At 46.3% G+C, this 16,902-nt stretch carries 15 protein-coding genes; 10 read left to right on the top strand and 5 right to left on the bottom strand.

The window, feature by feature from the left end:
- The first annotated feature begins 2 nt into the window (after positions 1 to 2).
- A complete protein-coding gene (locus Q1B04_RS06535) occupies positions 3 to 1,157 on the top strand; it encodes an efflux RND transporter periplasmic adaptor subunit (RefSeq protein WP_299757075.1) in 1,155 nt (384 codons plus the stop codon).
- A 134-nt stretch (positions 1,158 to 1,291) separates the two neighbouring features.
- Here Q1B04_RS06535 and Q1B04_RS06530 read toward each other — a convergent pair whose 3' ends face one another.
- A complete protein-coding gene (locus tag Q1B04_RS06530; protein ID WP_299757072.1) occupies positions 1,292 to 2,017 on the bottom strand; it encodes an arylesterase in 726 nt (241 codons plus the stop codon).
- Positions 2,018 to 2,160: 143 nt separating this feature from the next.
- On the opposite strand from Q1B04_RS06530, the gene Q1B04_RS06525 reads away from it, so the two are divergent.
- The 3 genes from Q1B04_RS06525 (at position 2,161) to Q1B04_RS06515 (ending at position 6,529) form a co-directional block, all read left to right on the top strand.
- Positions 2,161 to 2,859, top strand: a complete 699-nt coding sequence (locus tag Q1B04_RS06525; RefSeq protein WP_299757743.1) for an ABC transporter ATP-binding protein — start codon at positions 2,161 to 2,163, stop codon at positions 2,857 to 2,859.
- 54 nt (positions 2,860 to 2,913) lie between these two features.
- Positions 2,914 to 5,496: an FtsX-like permease family protein gene (locus Q1B04_RS06520; protein ID WP_366524642.1), complete on the top strand. Its 2,583-nt coding sequence runs from the start codon at positions 2,914 to 2,916 to the stop codon at positions 5,494 to 5,496.
- Positions 5,497 to 5,695: 199 nt separating this feature from the next.
- Entirely contained in the window at positions 5,696 to 6,529 is an 834-nt protein-coding gene (locus Q1B04_RS06515) for an SDR family oxidoreductase (protein WP_299757069.1), read from the top strand.
- Positions 6,530 to 6,731: 202 nt separating this feature from the next.
- On the opposite strand, the gene Q1B04_RS06510 is transcribed toward Q1B04_RS06515, so the two are convergent.
- From Q1B04_RS06510 to Q1B04_RS06500, 3 genes are all read right to left on the bottom strand, one after another.
- Positions 6,732 to 7,094: a CoA-binding protein gene (locus Q1B04_RS06510; protein WP_299757067.1), complete on the bottom strand. Its 363-nt coding sequence runs from the start codon at positions 7,092 to 7,094 to the stop codon at positions 6,732 to 6,734.
- A gap of 157 nt (positions 7,095 to 7,251) precedes the next feature.
- On the bottom strand, positions 7,252 to 8,832 hold the full coding sequence (locus tag Q1B04_RS06505) for an FAD-dependent protein (RefSeq protein ID WP_299757065.1): 1,581 nt from the start codon (positions 8,830 to 8,832) through the stop codon (positions 7,252 to 7,254).
- A gap of 163 nt (positions 8,833 to 8,995) precedes the next feature.
- Entirely contained in the window at positions 8,996 to 9,955 is a 960-nt protein-coding gene (locus Q1B04_RS06500; RefSeq protein WP_299757063.1) for a tryptophan 2,3-dioxygenase family protein, read from the bottom strand.
- Positions 9,956 to 10,220: 265 nt separating this feature from the next.
- Between Q1B04_RS06500 and sdaAB the strand changes: the two genes are divergently transcribed.
- The 4 genes from sdaAB to Q1B04_RS06480 are packed head-to-tail and all read left to right on the top strand — an operon-like array spanning position 10,221 to position 14,756.
- Positions 10,221 to 10,898 (top strand): L-serine ammonia-lyase, iron-sulfur-dependent subunit beta, encoded by a 678-nt coding sequence (gene sdaAB / locus Q1B04_RS06495; RefSeq protein ID WP_299757060.1) that lies wholly within the window; start codon positions 10,221 to 10,223, stop codon positions 10,896 to 10,898.
- 15 nt (positions 10,899 to 10,913) lie between these two features.
- Positions 10,914 to 12,371, top strand: a complete 1,458-nt coding sequence (locus tag Q1B04_RS06490; protein ID WP_299757058.1) for a TolC family protein — start codon at positions 10,914 to 10,916, stop codon at positions 12,369 to 12,371.
- Positions 12,372 to 12,375: 4 nt separating this feature from the next.
- Entirely contained in the window at positions 12,376 to 13,761 is a 1,386-nt protein-coding gene (locus Q1B04_RS06485; RefSeq protein WP_299757056.1) for an efflux RND transporter periplasmic adaptor subunit, read from the top strand.
- 5 nt (positions 13,762 to 13,766) lie between these two features.
- Positions 13,767 to 14,756 carry an NAD(P)H-dependent glycerol-3-phosphate dehydrogenase gene (locus tag Q1B04_RS06480; RefSeq protein ID WP_299757055.1) on the top strand — a complete coding sequence of 330 codons (990 nt, stop codon included), beginning with the start codon at positions 13,767 to 13,769 and terminating at the stop codon, positions 14,754 to 14,756.
- Between the two features lie 47 nt (positions 14,757 to 14,803).
- Here the strand turns inward: Q1B04_RS06480 and Q1B04_RS06475 are convergent, their stop codons facing one another.
- Positions 14,804 to 15,310: a hypothetical protein gene (locus Q1B04_RS06475; protein ID WP_299757053.1), complete on the bottom strand. Its 507-nt coding sequence runs from the start codon at positions 15,308 to 15,310 to the stop codon at positions 14,804 to 14,806.
- Positions 15,311 to 15,431: 121 nt separating this feature from the next.
- Here Q1B04_RS06475 and Q1B04_RS06470 point away from each other — a divergent pair, with 121 nt between their 5' ends.
- Together Q1B04_RS06470 and Q1B04_RS06465 are read left to right on the top strand one after the other, a co-directional pair.
- Positions 15,432 to 16,418, top strand: a complete 987-nt coding sequence (locus Q1B04_RS06470; protein ID WP_299757050.1) for an acyltransferase family protein — start codon at positions 15,432 to 15,434, stop codon at positions 16,416 to 16,418.
- Between the two features lie 48 nt (positions 16,419 to 16,466).
- Positions 16,467 to 16,877: a (deoxy)nucleoside triphosphate pyrophosphohydrolase gene (locus tag Q1B04_RS06465; RefSeq protein WP_299757048.1), complete on the top strand. Its 411-nt coding sequence runs from the start codon at positions 16,467 to 16,469 to the stop codon at positions 16,875 to 16,877.
- Positions 16,878 to 16,902 lie beyond the last annotated feature (25 nt).

The raw sequence follows: 16,902 nt of genomic DNA, 5'->3' as shown, positions 1-16,902 counted from the left end.
GCATGAAACGATATATTTTACCAGCAGCGCTAGCAGCTACTTTATTAGCAGCCGGATGTTCAAAGCAAACGGAGGCGGTAAATGAGCCTCATGCTGCAGAGGAAACGGCAACAGACATCATAGTTTTTACAAAAGAAATGCAGCAGGTTAGCCAGGTAGAGGTGGGGCCGCTACAAGAGCGCACCCTCTCCACTCGTGTGCCGGCAAAGGGGCAATTATCTTTGCCTCCTCAGGGCAAGGCAAGTGTCAGCCCGCTTGTAGGGGGCATGGTACGCAGCATACATGTGATAGAAGGTGACTATATTCAGAAAGGCAAGGTACTAGCCACTATAGAGAACCCGAGTATTTTAGAGTTACAGGAAGCATATCTTTCAGTAAATAGCCAGTTAAGCATGGCCAGGCAGGAATACGAGCGCCAGAAAATGTTATCGGATGAACAAGTGGGCGCATTGAAAAAGTATCAGCAGGCATCAGCTGATGTGCAGGTGCTGGAGGCAAAGCGCAATTCGTTACGTGAGCAGCTACAAACTTTGGGGATTTCACCAGATAATGTTGAGAAGGGCCGTATCACGCGATCATTAAGCCTACGAGCTCCTATCTCAGGATTTGTTCAGTCCATAGCAGTAAACTTGGGCTCCTATACAGAACCCAACACACCTATTTTGCAAATAATAGATGATAGCCATCTGCACCTTGACCTGAATGTATTTGAAAAGGATTTCCAAAGGCTGGAGAAGGGGCAGAAAGTAGTGTTCTCCTTACCCAATGTATCCGGTGAAGAGGTGGAAGGAGAGATTTTTGCCATCGGAAAATCATTTGAAGGGGAGGCGCGGGTAGTGCCGGTCCACGCGGAGATTAAAAACAATCAAAATAAAGGGCTGCTTCCTGGCATGTATATAAATGGTTTTATACTTACGGGCAAGCATACCACATCCTCTGTACCGGAGGCAGCCATCGTGCTATACAAAAATCAGCAGTACATATTTCAGCAGTTAGATGACAAAACATTTAAAATGGTGCCTGTGGAAACAGGTATAACAGAAAAAGGATTTACAGAAGTAAGGATAGGGCAAGAGCTACCGCAGGATGCGCAATTTGTGCAGCAGGGGGCTTCCTATATACTTGCTGAAAAAATGAAGACTGAAGTTGCTGAGTAGCTGTATTTTTAGCTTAAACCAAAAGGGCTCCTCATTATTGAGGAGCCCTTTTGGTTTTGAAAATCTAATTTTCAACTTTTAGCCATTCTCTCTAACGCCTGTAGTTAAAGAAGGTTACAAAGCAGGAAAAAATTTTAAGCGGGCCCTTTCTCCTGAAGTAGCGGCTGCAGAATTTCCCAAACATTGCTGGCAAGTATCCTTTGCCCTTCTTCTGTTGGGTGTATGCCATCAGACTGATTTAAGTCTGCCTCTCCGCCCACACCTTCCAGCAGAAAAGGCACCAAGGCAACATTCTCTTCCTGAGCAACACGGGTAAACACCTCCCTGAAGTCTATAGAATACTTTTGCCCCATACTTGGCGGCACCTGCATACCTGTCAGCACTATCTCCACATCAGGGTTGCTGGCACGGACTTTCTCAATTATAGCTTTGAGGTTTGCATACGTTTCTTCGGTAGCAATTCCTCTTAAACCGTCGTTTGCGCCTAACTCCAGCACAAATACATCCACCTGCTGTTTCTTCAGAAGCCAATCCACACGGCTTTTGCCTCCGGCTGTTGTTTCTCCGCTCAAACCTGCGTTTATTACTTTATAGGGTAGGTCCAGAGAGTCTATTTTTTGCTGAATAAGCGCCGGGAATGCCTGATCAGGGTCGTCTAAACCATAACCTGCCGTTAAGCTATTGCCGAAGAACAAGATAGTTTTTGTTTCAGCCTCTGCTGCGGCTTGCGCATTTGCATCTCCTACAGTTCTGGTTTCCTGCTGATCAGTAATTTGCTCGTTTGCCTGGTTCTCACTACAGCCACTCAGGGTGGTAATGACTGCTAAACCTATGGCTAAAAATTGATTCTTTATCGTCATCTTTTATTTTTTACTAAATTTATACTTGGCCTGAGCTAAACCTATAACGTATGCAAAGAGTTATTTTGTTCGGAGGACGCGTTTGCTGCCTTAGCCTTTAAATGCCTCCTTTCTTTCGTCCACCTTTAATTTATACTTCGCAAGTGCCTACTATACTTGATATTCAGAATCTGAAGAAAACCTATGACAGCGGCGATCGCCACCTGACCGTGCTGCAAGGTATAAATTTTTCGTTACAGGCTGGAGATGTCTGCTCTATTGTCGGGCCGTCCGGCAGTGGCAAAACAACACTGCTTGGCCTTTGCGCCGGCTTAGATAGAGCTTCTGAAGGCTCTGTTATACTTAACGGCATTAAGCTGGATCAGCTTTCTGAGGATGAGCGGGCACAGGTGCGCAACCAGCATGTGGGCTTTATCTTTCAGAACTTCCAGCTGATTCCTACCCTCACAGCGCTGGAGAATGTGATGGTGCCGATGGAGCTAAGGGGCGAGCGCAACGTGCAGCAGCAAGCAATGGAACTGCTGGCCAGAGTTGGCTTAGCCGAGCGCCACGACCATTACCCGACACAACTTTCAGGAGGAGAGCAGCAGCGGGTGTCGCTGGCAAGGGCTTTTTCTAATAAACCAACCATACTTTTTGCAGATGAACCAACCGGGAATCTGGATGAAGAAACAGGAGAGCGTGTAGAGAAACTGCTGTTTGACCTGAACCAGGAAGCAGGCACTACGCTGGTGCTTGTAACCCATGACCTGGAGTTGGCCGCCAAGACAGACCGTATTATCCGCATTAAAGGCGGTACCGTAGTTTCTGACGAGGTGACGGCTTTTGCTAGCAAAGAGTAATACAAAGTATAGGCCTAAATCTCTGTTCATCCTCAACAATCAAACAAAGTAACTGTGTCAGACTCCAACATACATTCAATTGAGAAACGACCTTTACGCCTGCGCTGGCTCTTAAAAATGGCCTGGCGCGACAGCCGCCGCAACAGAGGCAGGTTGGCACTGTTTATTTCCTCTATTGTGCTGGGCATAGCGGCTTTAGTAGCGATCAATTCATTTTCTGACAACCTGCGCACCGATATAGACAAGCAAGCTAAATCACTGATAGGCGCTGATTTAGTAATTGCCGCTAACAAAGAAATTGAAGAGGATCAGCAGCAACTACTAGACTCTATCGCAATTGGCGGCGAACGGTCAGATGAAGTCCGGTTTGTGTCTATGGTGCTGTTCAAGTCTTCCGGGGGCACTCGGCTGGTACAGGTTAGGGCGCTGGAGCAAGGCGGGTTCCCGTATTACGGCGCCATAGAAACTGAGCCTGTAAATGCCAGCACTACCTTCAGGGAAGAAGGACGCAAGGCTTTGGTAGACCAAACTTTGCTGTTGCAGTACAATTCCAAGCCCGGAGACTCCATACGTGTTGGCAACCAAACATTCGAGATAGCCGGTGCCTTACACAAAATACCGGGGCAGTCTGCCATGACGGCTACCATAGCGCCGGCTGTTTACATACCTAAGCAGTACCTGGCCGAAACAGGTCTGGTTCAGAAAGGCAGCCGCGTCAGTTACTATCATTACTACAGACTGGCCGACAATACAGACGCAGACAAGTTGGTTGCCAAACTGGAGAAAAGGCTGGATGAAGCCGGTTTTGGATACGACACGATCGAAAGCCGCAAGGAAAGCACGGGCAAGTCTTATGAAGACCTGGCCCGGTTCCTGGCGCTTGTAGGTTTTGTGGCCTTGCTATTAGGTTGTGTGGGCGTAGCGAGTGCAGTGCATGTGTACATTCGGGAGAAACTGGCCACGATAGGTGTGCTCCGTTGCCTGGGCGTAAGCGGCAGTCAGGCTTTTCTGATTTACCTGTTTCAGGTGCTGGCAATGGGTCTAATCGGATCTGTGTTGGGAGCCATACTTGGAAGCCTGATTCAGTTATACTTACCTGAGTTGTTTAAATCTTTCCTTCCGGTGGAGGTGACGTTGGCCGTATCTTGGTCAGCCATTCTGCAAGGTATAGCAATTGGTGTGGTGGTAGCTGTTTTATTTGCCCTGTTGCCGCTGCTTTCTATTCGCAACATCTCCCCGCTGATCACACTTCGCGCCGGCATAGAGCATGTCTCTAAGAAACCAGATAAGCTGCGCTGGGGTGTGTACTTTCTGATTATTGCGTTTATTTTCATGTTTTCATACTTCCAGCTGGGCACCTGGCTAAGAGCATTGGGCTTTACAGGTGGTGTATTAATCGGATTTGTTGTGTTGGCGCTTATTGCTAGGCTGATGATGTGGCTGGTAAAACGTTTCTTTCCTGTGAGTTGGGGTTATGTGTGGCGCCAAAGCCTAGCAAATTTGTACAGGCCCAATAACCAAACCTTACTCCTTACAGTGTCCATCGGGCTTGGCACAGCTCTAATTGCCACTCTGTTTTTGATGCAACGCATACTCTTAAGCGAAGTGGCTTTTGCAGCCAGCGAGAACCAACCAAACATGGTGCTCTTCGACATACAGAATGCGCAAAGAGACGAAGTGGCTGCGCTTACCAGGCAGGAGGGTTTGCCAGTACTACAGTTGGTGCCCGTGGTAACAATGCGCCTGGAAGAAATTAATGGATTTACCGCTGCAGATGTTCGGGCAGATACTACCTTAGGTATCTCTGAACGAGCCTTTACCCGTGAATTCCGTGTGACTTACCGCGACTCCCTTATCAGCTCAGAAAAAACTAACGCCGGCGAGTGGCAGGGAGAAGTTACAGATCAGAATGCGCCTATACCTATTTCTGTAGAAGAGGGTTATGCCGAAAGGCTTAAAGCAGAGCTTGGCGACACGCTATTATTTAATGTGCAGGGCGCACGCTTACCTACTGTGATCACGCATTTACGAGAGGTGGAATGGAACCGTGTACAAACCAATTTCCTCATCGTCTTCCCGAAAGGCGTACTGGAAGAGGCGCCGCAGTTTCATGTGCTCATGACGCGCACCAAAACCGATGAGCAGGCGGCGCTATTTCAGCAGACGCTCGTCCGCCAGTTCCCAAATGTTTCGGCTATAGACCTTGGCTTGATCTTGGAAACGTTAGACGACATTCTCGGCAAGATATCCTTTGTGATACGCTTTATGGCGTTTTTCAGTATCAGTACAGGCTTATTAGTGCTGATAGGCTCTATTAACAACAGTAAGTACCAGCGCGTGCAGGAAAGTGTGCTACTGCGTACTCTTGGTGCTAGCCGTAAGCAGATACTAAGTATAAATGCTTTCGAATACCTACTGCTGGGCGCATTAGCAGCCGGCACAGGCATTATACTTTCTGTAGTGGCAAGTTGGGCCCTGGCTGTTTTCAGTTTTGAGGTGGCTTTTGTGCCAGACCTGTCGCCATTGCCTCCTGTGTTTATTGGCATTACAGTGCTTACTGTCTTTATTGGCATGCTTAATAGCCGTGGTATTCTGAACCGGCCGCCGTTAGAGGTCTTGCGCCGTGAAGCAGCATAAATAGCGAACTAAATAACTTGATTTTTAGACAGTAAACAGCCTCATAAGGTAGTGTATATAACAAGGAGCATCTTCCGGAAAAGTTGCTCCATACAAGTTTTTAGTACTTACCAATATCTTAATAAGTAACCCTAATGCTTGCGAAATGGTAATACGTTATATTACTAATGCATAATTCAAAAGCAAGACTTGTAAGGCTATGAGAACATCTAAAGACGAGAATAAAAACAAAACAGTATTAATAACAGGAGCCTCTAATGGCTTCGGAATGGAGTTTGCCAAAATCTTCGCGAAAGACGGCTATAACCTGATTCTGGTGGCCCGCAGCACAGAGCGACTAAGAAAACTTGGTTATTTCCTGCAGGACGAACATCAGCTAGAGCACGTTTGTATCATAACGGCAGACCTGACACGTCCGCAAGCGCCGCGAGAAGTATACGAAGAAGTTAAAAACAGTGGACTTGAAGTAGATATCCTGATCAACAATGCTGGTGCTGGCATACATGGCCTATTTGCTGAAACAGATCTTGATCGTGAAAAAGCTATTATACAGCTTAACATTAATACGCCGGTGGAGCTCACAAAGCTTTTCCTGCAGGATATGAAGCGCAGAAAATCAGGAAAGATATTGAATCTAGCCTCAGTTGTGTCATTTATGCCATCACCGTTGATGGCTATTTATGGAGCCACTAAAGCCTTTATACTTTCATTTTCAGAGGCTTTATCCAACGAGCTAAAGGACACGGGCATTACGGTTACCGCACTTTGCCCTGGGGCAAGCAACACCATGTTTTTCAGGAGAGCAGGCGCAGCACATACCCGCGCAGCAAACGGATCCTTATCAGAGCCTGCAGAAGTAGCTAAAGACGGTTATGACGCACTGATGCATGGGGAAACGCGAACCATATCAGGTCTTAAAAATAAACTGCAGGCTACCAGCGCTAACATTATGCCGGATATGGCTTTGGCAGCTAACATGCGGCATTTAATGGAAGAAGAGGAGGACGAACAACCTGCAGAAGAGAACAGATAATTTCTAAGTAAGTATAAAACCAAAAGGCGCCACCGTTATAAGTATATTATATCGGTGGCGCCTTTTTAGTGACTAAAGCAAAACAGGGATCTTTTAAGAATCCCTGTTTATATAGAACATAGACAACAAATGCCATCTGTTCTTCTTATTTTTATATACGGTTTACTAATTGGCAGGTTATACTTTGTCCTAGAAATTTTTATCAATAGCTATCCGAAGCCAGCATAACCAACGTGCAGTGATGGAGCGTTTCTATGTTAGCCTTTTGAGCCATTTCCTCTAATTCCCGGTTTTCCGTTCCAGGGTTAAAAATGATGCGCTTAGGCTTTAGATCCAGTATGTAATCATACCAAACAGGCTGGTTGCGTGGGCCAACATATAAAGTCACGGTATCTACATCCGTAATTTGCTCAGATTTATCAGTTACAATTTTCTGCCCGCCAACTTCAGCATTTTTTATACCTACAGGCACAACCTCATGGCCATGCTGCTGCAACCTGTGCACAGCTTTGTAAGCATAGCGGGTTGGGTTGTCAGAGGCTCCTAATACGACTGTTTTTTTCATACATTAAATTTCAGTTCAGATTCAACATTGTATACCTCTTGTACTTTGCAGCCCCGTAAAAAGTTAATCCAAGACGCTAATAGACCATTAAAAAGCCTCCTGTCCATCTGGGCGGGAGGCTTTTTAAAATATAAATTTATACTTTCAGTAAGCAGATTTAACTTATTGCTATTCCAGCGCTTATAGCTGCCTTCTCAGCACATCGTTCGCCATCCATGGCTGCCGAAACTATACCACCGGCATAGCCTGCTCCTTCACCACACGGATATAAGCCTTTTACCTGCGCATGCTCCAGTGTGTCCCGATCACGAGGGATTCGGACAGGGGAGGAAGTCCGGCTTTCAACCCCCACGATTTGCGCCTCGTTACTTAAGTAGCCACGCATTTTGTTGCCGAAAGCCTTGAAACCTTCCCGCATACGATAAGCCATATCATCCGAGAAAAGCTCATTCATATCTACAGGTACAAGCCCTGGCTGGTAGGATGTTTCGAGCAGCTCTCCGCCCGACTTGAATTTTGTAAAATCCTGCAAAAGCTGCGCAGGTGCAGCTTGCGTGCCACCCGCCATTTGGCAAGCTCTCTGCTCCAAGGCCTGCTGCATGCGCAAGCCTGCCAAAGCTCCGTGTTTATGCAAGTCCATGTCCTCAAGCTCTATGGCTACTACAATACCGGAGTTTGAGAAACGTGAATCGCGGCGGCTGGGAGACATTCCATTTACCACTACCTCACCGGGAGCAGTGGCTGAAGGCACTATAAACCCGCCGGGGCACATGCAAAACGAAAATATCCCGCGCTGTTTATTTTTATAGTGCGTTTGATGCACGAGTGCGTAAGAAGATGCCGGCAAATAAGGCCCTCTATCTTCGCATTTATACTGTATTTTATCGATTAAGCTTTGCTGATGCTCTACACGCACTCCCATGGCAAAAGGCTTTGCCTCAACAGTTATACCCTTATGGTGCAGCAATTCAAAGACGTCGCGTGCGCTGTGGCCTGTGGCAAGTATAACTGACTCTCCGGTGTATTCCTGGCCATTATGCGTAAAAACCCCTCGTATTTTGCCCTGCTGAAGTATAAAATCAGTAACGCGCTGATCGAAATGCACTTCACCGCCGGAGTTACGGACAGTTTCGCGTATGGCTTCAATGATCTTGGGTAATTTGTTTGTACCAATGTGCGGGTGGGCATCAAACAGAATATCAGGAGTGGCGCCGTGCTGCACCAGTATCTGCAGAATACGCTGCAAATCACCACGCTTCTTAGAACGGGTATAAAGTTTTCCGTCAGAGTATGTTCCGGCTCCGCCTTCCCCGAAGCAGTAGTTAGAGTCTGGGTTAACCGTATGTTCTTTGTTGATGGCTGCTAAGTCCCGGCGGCGGCTTCTTACGTCTTTGCCACGTTCCAGCACGATCGGTTTCAAGCCAAGTTCTATGCATCGCAGTGCAGCGAAGAGTCCGGCAGGCCCTGCGCCCACGATGATTACCTTATTGGCATTTGTTACGTCCGGGTAATCATACCGAGGAGAGATGATTTCAGTAGGAGGGTTGTCCAAGTATAGATCTGCCCGCACCCGAACCTGCACCTGGCGACCACGGGCATCAACAGAGCGTTTTATTCGGTGCAGAAACTTAACATCCTCTGGCTGTACGTTAGCATTTTTTAAAATTTCCCTTTCTAACTGCTGGGCATCAAAACCCAACTCTGGCGGAAGCACCAGGTCAATTTCCTTTTTTCTCATTCTTAACAGGTAAGGTAGTTAACCTTAAACTTATAGATTAATAATTCGCTTGGATGTATGCGTTACTTACCAACAAAAAGGAAGTCGGCGTAATTCAAACTAAAGTATAAATTTGCCTTGCAAAACATGTTGCAGACTTTACTTGCTTTAGGCTTGATTACTGTTAATCGTTAAGTACTTTCTCAACCCATCCTTTTCCCCATTCCTCCATCTCCTGCTCTGTGTAAAGCGCTGGGTAAAAAATGCGTTTCTGGAAGCGGGGAGGCAGGTATTTCTGCCAATTAGTGCCTCCTGTGGCAGCAATAACTTCCGGGTCGCGCTGCAGATAGCGAACAGCGGATTTGTAGTGCATCAGAGGCCAGTTCACATTTACATTGCTATCCAGGTTACGCAATGCCTGTATTAGCTTAGGGTTTTGCTGATCCTCTTCGGGCAGGTTTTTATAAACGTGCCACACGTTTTTATCAGCGTACTCTTTGGCAAAACTGATTAAATGAGCCGTATACTTATCCTCAAACTGCTTTAGAGTAAGGGTTTTAGCGCCGGAGGCAACCTCGGTCGCACCTTCTTTCCAGTAAATACAGCCGATCATCTCCTCATGCGTACTCTCCAGCCCAAGCACGGCGCGCTTGGCTTTATCCACTAGATTGCGCAGGTCCGTGGATGCGATTTCAATAAGGCGATACTGAACCGATTGAAACCCGCTGGCGGGCATCAAAGCCATCCTGAACTGCAGGAACTGCTTAGGGTCCATGCCATCCACCATCACATCAAAAGAGTTAATCAGGTTATCAAAATACCGGTTAATGCGCTTCAACCTAAGCAACAGCACATCAACTTTAATTGACTTATCTTCACCTATTTGCCGATATTCTTCAAGGCAGAGCTTAAAGTATAATTCGGTAATCTGATGATACATGATAAAGATCTTCTCATCCGGAATATTGGTGCGCGGGTTCTGTAAACTCAGCAGGGTGTCCAGATGAATGTAATCCCAGTAAGTCAGAAAATTGGTGTGATAAAGCCCTTCCAGATAAGCGGCAAGATCCTGGCCCAAAGGCACGTATTTTTCCTCCAGCCGCTTTAGCTGTTCCAGTACTTCAGGTTTAAAAGAATGCTCCATTTTTATAACTTGGGATGATCCATGCAAAAATAAGAAAACATTTAGAGGCAGCATTAAATTCAGCTTTGTTTTAAACTGCGGCATAAAACAACCTTACAAATTGCAATTCGCTGCGGATTAAGAAGCAGCCGCATTTGCTTAATAGAAATTCGGTTCAATTTTGTAGATGGAATACAGGCGTTTGTAGAATTAAAGCTAATTTAAACCCAGAATAGCGCAAAGCTGCTAGTAAATTGCTAAATTTGGTTTTCACGATATAGAGCGTATGGCTGAGAAAAGTAGTGTTTTTGATATGATCGGGCCAGTTATGATAGGGCCATCCAGTTCCCACACGGCTGGGGTGGTACGAATTGCCAGAGCTGCCATTCGTATTTTGGGAGCGGCGCCACAAGAGGTAATTATCACTTTTTACAATTCATTTGCACGCACTTATGAGGGACATGGCAGCGACCGCGCCATTGTAGCCGGTTTACTGGATTTTAAAACTGACGATAAGCGGATTAAAGAAGCTTTTGACTTTGCAAAGGAGCGAGGCCTTAAGTATACTTTCAGATCGGTTGGCAATGCCTCTACCATGCACCCCAATACTATAAAACTCAACCTGAAAGCCGAAGGGCGTGAGGTTGAGGTTGTTGGCCAAAGCCGTGGAGGTGGGGTCATCAATATTTCAGAAGTAGATGGGTTTTCAGCAAATTTCTCGGCTACGCTGCACACACTCATCATAGATGCGGCTGACGTGAAAGGCAGTATAGCTTTTATTGCGTCGGTGTTGGCTCATGATGACTGTAATATTGCTACCATGAGCGTGTCGCGGAAAGGAAAGCACGAGCGGGCACGACAGTTTATTGAAATGGACTCAGGAATTAAACCGATAACGCTCGAATACCTTAAACAGCTGAGCTGGGTAAAGCATGTGGTCTATATTCCTAATATTGACCTTTAAACAAGTATAGCTACTATGAAAAAAACATCAAAAACGCTGTTATTGGCGTTGGGTATTTCGCTGGCTGGCACCACCGGCGCCTGGGCTCAGCAAGACCCGAGTGGCGATGGCGTATGGACACTCCAGGAGGCGGTGGAGTATGCCAAGGTAAATAACCTGCAGGTAAAGCAAACAAACCTTAACCGCAAAATAAACGAGATTGACTATAAGCAGTCTCAGCTGGATCGCCTGCCTATCCTTAATGCTAACGGAAGCTACTTCTTTAACACAGGTTCATTTCAGGACCCGGTAACGTTTTCGGTACAGACTCAGGAGGCGCAAACAGCCAATTTCTCGGCAAGTGCTTCTGTCCCTCTTTTTCAAGGCTTTAGGCAGACCAACTTAATTAAGCAAAATAAGCTTGAGTTAGAAGCAAGCCAGCAAGATGTGCTGTCTACACAAAATGACATCACTATTCAGCTTGTAACGTCTTACCTGAACATCCTTTTCTCAGACGAGCTAATAAAGACGTCGGAGCTGCAACGTGATGCCACCAGGCAGCAACTGGATCGCACTCGAATACTTTTCGATGCCGGCAGTGTAGCCGAAAACTCGGTGCTGGACCTGGAGTCTCAGTTAGCTACAGATGAGCTGAACGTTATTAACGCTACAAATCAGCGCGATATCTCTCGCCTGAACCTGATGCAACTGCTTAACATCAAAGCGAATGAGGAATTCTCTATTCAGATACCTGAGCTGCCGGAACCAGACCAATACCCGCTTGTTGTAGACGGATCACAAGTATACGATATAGCGGTGCAAACCTTGCCAGCTATTAAAGCTGTTGATCTAAGGGTGCAAAGCGCACAAAAAGGTGTTGACGCCGCCAGAGGCAATTATTTCCCTCGTATAAGTTTAGGCGCCGGTATAAATACACGTTACTCAAGCACGAGTAATTTTATTGTTGGCCGTGAAGACAGATTTATAGAGCAGGTTTTCTACACCAACCCTCAAGGCACGGAACAGCAGTCTTTTTACCTGCTCCAGCCTGCACCGATTTATGACGATTACTCATTTTTAGACCAGGCAAAAGATAACGTGGGCAAGAACTATGGTTTCACACTTTCGGTGCCAATCTTTAATGGGTTTCAGGTGCGAAACAGTGTGCAGCGGGCTATAATTTCTCAGGAGAACGCTAACCTGAACGCTGATATAGCACGCAACAACCTGCGCCAGACTATTGAGCAAGCCTATGTGGATGCCGTGGCTGCAAAGCGCAAGTATAACGCCTCCCGTGAACAGGTAAGAGCTGCTGAACGAAATGTGCGCAATGCTGAGCTTAGGCTAAATTCAGGCATTATAAACTCTGTAGAGTATGTTATAGTAGCCAACACCTTCCGCAGTGCACAGTCAGAGTTACTGCAGGCAAAGTATGATTATATTTTCAAATTAAAAGTTCTGGACTTCTACCAGGGCAAAGACATATCTTTCTAAAACTATGGCTAAGAAAAAATCAAGGCTTATCCCTATCCTGATCGGTGTACTGGTATTGCTGATAGGATTTATCGTTGTTGCTAAAAAAGCCGGCTGGATAGGCCAGGAAGAAGGCACTGAAGTTGTGCTGGCTGAGGCTAAACCAGTAGACATCATTGAAAAAGTAAGCGCATCCGGAAAGGTGCAGCCTGAGACTGAGGTGAAGATCAGCCCGGACGTATCCGGTGAGATAATTGAGTTGAATGTAGAGGAGGGCGACTCTGTGGTAAAAGGACAGCTGCTGCTTCGCATTCGCCCAGACAATTATCAGTCAATGGTGGATGCACAGCAGGCATCTGTAAATACCCAGCGCGCAAATTTAGCTCAGGCTAGAGCAAGGCTGACACAGGCGCAGGCGAATTTTGCACAGGTAGAGCAAAACTATAAGCGTAACCAGCCTCTATTCGAGAAAAAAGTTATTTCTCAATCTGAGTGGCAACAAATTGAAGCAAACTACCTGGCTACTAAGTCTGAGGTTGAGTCTGCCCGCCAAAGTGTAAGAGCTTCTGAGTATAATGTTCAGAACGCCCAGGCATCACTCAAAGATGCTCGTGAAAACCTTAACAAAACAACGATCTACGCCCCTGTAAGCGGAACGGTTTCTAAGCTGAACGTAGAGCAAGGCGAACGCGTAGTGGGTACCTCGCAGATGGCCGGTACGGAGATTATGCGTATTGCCAACCTTAACAACATGGAGGTGCGTGTAAATGTAAATGAGAACGACATTATCCGCGTTAATTTAAACGACTCTGTTGAAGTAGAAGTAGATTCATACGCCAGTCAGGACGAAAAATTTAAAGGCGTAGTAACAGCTATAGCCAACACGGCCAAAGATGCCACCACACTTGAGGCCGTTACTGAGTTTGAAGTACGCATCCGACTGCTGAATAAGTCTTACGACCACTTACGCGGCACCTCGTCCCGCCCGTTCAGACCCGGCATGACAGCCTCTGTAGATATTATAACGGAGCGAAAACCTAATGTTTTATCTGTACCTTTGTCTTCTGTTACTACCCGCTCTGCCAAACCAGAAGCCGAGAATAAAGCTAAAGCAGAAGAAGAGGAGAACGGACAGCAGAACGATCAGGAAGAAGCTGCACCGGCAGAAGTTAACGAAGTAGTTTTTGTTTATGACGAAGCCACTAACACAGTAAAAGCTGTAAACGTTAAAACCGGCATCAGCGATTTTGAGAATATTGAGATACTAAGCGGCATTAAACCTGGGCAGAAAATTGTAGCAGGGCCATTTAGAGCAGTTTCAAAAACATTGGAAAATGGCGCTAAGGTAGCAGTTAAAGAAGAGGAATCTCTAAATAAACAGGCTATCGCTGCGGATACTAAAGACAACTAACAGATTTGGAAAAAGTAGCAGTACTGGGAGGAGGAAGTTGGGCGACTGCTTTGGTCAAAATCCTTTCCGAAAACAAATCCCAAGTAAACTGGTGGATGCGCAATGAAAATGATGTGCAGCACCTGATCAAATTTAAACATAACCCGCGCTATTTAAGCCAGGTTTCGTTTGATCTTACTTACGTTAAACCATCCACAGATATACAGGCTGTTGTAGCCTCTGCGGATTGGGTAATTCTAGCAGTGCCAGCCGCATTCGTGCAGCTGGCACTTGCCGATTTACAGGAAGATGCTTTTACCAGCAAAGTGATCATCTCCGCTATCAAAGGTATGATACCGAAAGATAACGTGCTGATTACGGATTATGTGAAGCATGCCTATCATGTGCCTGGTGAGAACCTGCTGGTTATTGCCGGACCATGCCATGCTGAGGAAGTAGCGCTGGAGAAGCAGTCTTATCTCACCATCGGCTCTCACAATTTAGCCACTGCAGAGCATTTTTGCGAGTTGCTCCGGAACCGTTACGTTAAGGCAAACCCGCTGGACGATCTGGACGGGATTGAGTATTGCGCCGTGATGAAGAACATTATTGCGCTTGCCTGCGGGATTGCCCGTGGCCAGAACTTCGGAGATAACTTTCAGGCAGTGTTGGTTTCCAATGCGATGTTTGAGATAGAGCGCTTTCTGGATGCTATTATGCCGATACACAGGGCGCTGAGCGGCTCCGCTTACCTCGGCGACTTATTAGTAACCGCATACTCCCAGTTTAGCCGCAACCGCACATTCGGTAATATGATAGGGCGGGGGTATACCGTAAAATCGGCGCAAATAGAGATGAACATGGTGGCTGAAGGATACTATGCGGTGCAAAGTATTTATGAGCTCAACAAGAAGCTAAAGGTTAGTATGCCTATTACAACGGCTGTATACCATATACTGTACGAGCGTATTTCTCCGGCTGTAGAATTTGAGATTCTGAAAGAGAAGCTTAAATAAAAGGATTGACAAACATAGAAGGCACACCTGAATCAGGTGTGCCTTTTTTATAAGTTGGAATGCCGCATAATGCTATCGCCAAGAGCTCGGTAAACTGCCATGATTGTAATAGCCGCCGAAAAGCAAATACTATAGACACTGGCAAGCACCTGAAATTCAGTATAAGGTATATGGTAAAGCTGCAGCAGATCCAGGAGCAGGAGCATGATAGAAGCAATAGCAAAGCCTGCCAAGGCAAACATAAAAGCCCGATTAAACATTCTGGAAGGCAATCTGTCTATTAGCGTCTGGCTTCTTAAGTGCCAGTGCAGCGGCAAAACCTTCCGGCTGCGCAACGCACGGCGTGTGGCTATGGTGGCTACCCAACCGATAGCAAATCCGGCTATCATACTATAGGCGAATAGGTGTGTCGCAATGCTCTGCTGCCCCCAAAGCGGAAGTTCTTTGTAGGGCATCCACATGATAGCCGTAAGCAACATACTAAGGGTGACGGAGGCCACCGCAAGTATAGCTGCCAGCGAAAGTAAAAACCTATAGTTCAGGCTTATATGCATGAGTTCAACCTTTTCTGTACAATTACCTATACTTATTAATGAGCCATAAGGATATAGAAGCACAAGAAATTGCAAATCTTTGCGTTAGCAACGGCTGTTGAGAACACAAATTTAAACAGGCATGAAACAGCACCTCCAGCAGATAGACGTTATAAAAGGCATTGCCATGCTGGCCGTGCTGCTGCTGCACTCCCTTACACGGCAGTCGCTGGAGCAGAGCTTTGCCGTGTATCATATCTGGCAGGCTGTGCCGCTGTTTATGGTCGTTATGGGGCTCAATCTCAGTTTATCGCTGCACGGAAAAACACAGCATTTGCAGTTGCTGTACACCAGAAAATACTTTACAAAAAAAGCCGCGCGTATCTTTGTGCCCTTCATCATCATCTTCCTGCTTTCCATACTTATAGGTTTGCTATGGGAGTGGTTGACAGGAGAAAAGCTGCTGGAATTTAGCGGTTATACCTGGGTTGGCGTGTTACCTATAACTGGCCGTGGCAACTACTTTATTACGCTCCTCCTGCAATCTGTGCTGCTGTTGCCCGTTATAGGGTTTGGTTTCAGTAGAGTTCCTATGGTTACCACACTTATACTTATACTTCTGGAAGTAGCTTTTCAGCTGTGGGCGGCACATTTTTCGTTTTTTAATAATAATAACTATCTCTATGATGCTGCTTTTCCGCGCTATTTCACCGCAATTGCATATGGGCTGTGGTTATCTAAATTGGTTTGGGAGCCATTCAGGTGGAGGTATCTCATACTTCTTGCCGCATTAGGATTGGTGGCAGGCTATTCTTTATACTTGCTTCAGTACGGAGAGATCAGAATTGAGAATATAATCCGGCCTGAATGGCAAACCCAGCAACTGCTAACCTTTGGCTATGCTGCGCTGCTTATATGGTTGCTGATTAAGCTGCTTCCCAATTATTCTAATTTCATACCACTGCTTGTGCTGTCGGAACTGGGCAAAGCATCGTACCATATTTTTCTGGTGCAGGTGGTATATTTTGGGATTGCCAATCAAGACCTGCCGCACCTGGCCAACATCTTCATACCTATCACTTTAGGGTATATGTTTTACAAGCTTGAACCCAAATTACTGTTTGGCTGAGTTACTTTAAATATTCAGGAGATTAGCTGACATTGCTTCTATACAGTTATGGCTAAAGAGAAAGTGATTAAGGTAGTTTGCGCGTTGGTGGAGCACTCCGGTAATCTGCTTATTACGCAACGAGGTGAGTTGATGCATGAGGCGCTGCTTTGGGAGTTTCCGGGCGGCAAAGTGGAGCCGGGGGAGACAGAAACTGGGTGCGTAGCGAGAGAACTGCAGGAGGAACTCAATATAACTGTTCAGCCTTACCAGCGCTTGTCGCCAGTATTGCATCACTCCCCAATCCGAAGTATAGAACTGATCCCGTATATCTGCCATTATACCGACGGTGTTATTAAGCTGCATGAGCACCGGGCTTACCGTTGGGCAACTCCAGATGAACTGCCTCATTATAATTGGTGCCCAGCTGATGTGCCAATAGTTCAGGAATACCTGCAGCTAAGAAATGCCTGCCGATAGCCATACTTTCAGAACCTGCAATTTA

The sequence above is a fragment of the uncultured Pontibacter sp. genome (assembly GCF_947495565.1).
Taxonomy (GTDB): Bacteria; Bacteroidota; Bacteroidia; order Cytophagales; family Hymenobacteraceae; genus Pontibacter.
The sequence above is the reverse complement of the archived record's forward strand: the minus strand, read 5'-3'. Positions and strand labels throughout refer to the sequence as shown.

What these genes read in the sequence shown, in the direction of transcription:
- Q1B04_RS06485 (WP_299757056.1), top strand. Translation starts at nt 12,376, where the DNA reads ATGGCTAAGAAAAAATCAAGGCTTATCCCTATCCTGATCGGTGTACTG.
- Q1B04_RS06470 (WP_299757050.1), top strand. Translation starts at nt 15,432, where the DNA reads ATGAAACAGCACCTCCAGCAGATAGACGTTATAAAAGGCATTGCCATG.
- Q1B04_RS06535 (WP_299757075.1), top strand. Translation starts at nt 3, where the DNA reads ATGAAACGATATATTTTACCAGCAGCGCTAGCAGCTACTTTATTAGCA.
- Q1B04_RS06505 (WP_299757065.1), bottom strand. Translation starts at nt 8,832, where the DNA reads ATGAGAAAAAAGGAAATTGACCTGGTGCTTCCGCCAGAGTTGGGTTTT.
- Q1B04_RS06465 (WP_299757048.1), top strand. Translation starts at nt 16,467, where the DNA reads ATGGCTAAAGAGAAAGTGATTAAGGTAGTTTGCGCGTTGGTGGAGCAC.
- Q1B04_RS06490 (WP_299757058.1), top strand. Translation starts at nt 10,914, where the DNA reads ATGAAAAAAACATCAAAAACGCTGTTATTGGCGTTGGGTATTTCGCTG.
- Q1B04_RS06500 (WP_299757063.1), bottom strand. Translation starts at nt 9,955, where the DNA reads ATGGAGCATTCTTTTAAACCTGAAGTACTGGAACAGCTAAAGCGGCTG.
- sdaAB (WP_299757060.1), top strand. Translation starts at nt 10,221, where the DNA reads ATGGCTGAGAAAAGTAGTGTTTTTGATATGATCGGGCCAGTTATGATA.
- Q1B04_RS06515 (WP_299757069.1), top strand. Translation starts at nt 5,696, where the DNA reads ATGAGAACATCTAAAGACGAGAATAAAAACAAAACAGTATTAATAACA.
- Q1B04_RS06530 (WP_299757072.1), bottom strand. Translation starts at nt 2,017, where the DNA reads ATGACGATAAAGAATCAATTTTTAGCCATAGGTTTAGCAGTCATTACC.
- Q1B04_RS06510 (WP_299757067.1), bottom strand. Translation starts at nt 7,094, where the DNA reads ATGAAAAAAACAGTCGTATTAGGAGCCTCTGACAACCCAACCCGCTAT.
- Q1B04_RS06475 (WP_299757053.1), bottom strand. Translation starts at nt 15,310, where the DNA reads ATGCATATAAGCCTGAACTATAGGTTTTTACTTTCGCTGGCAGCTATA.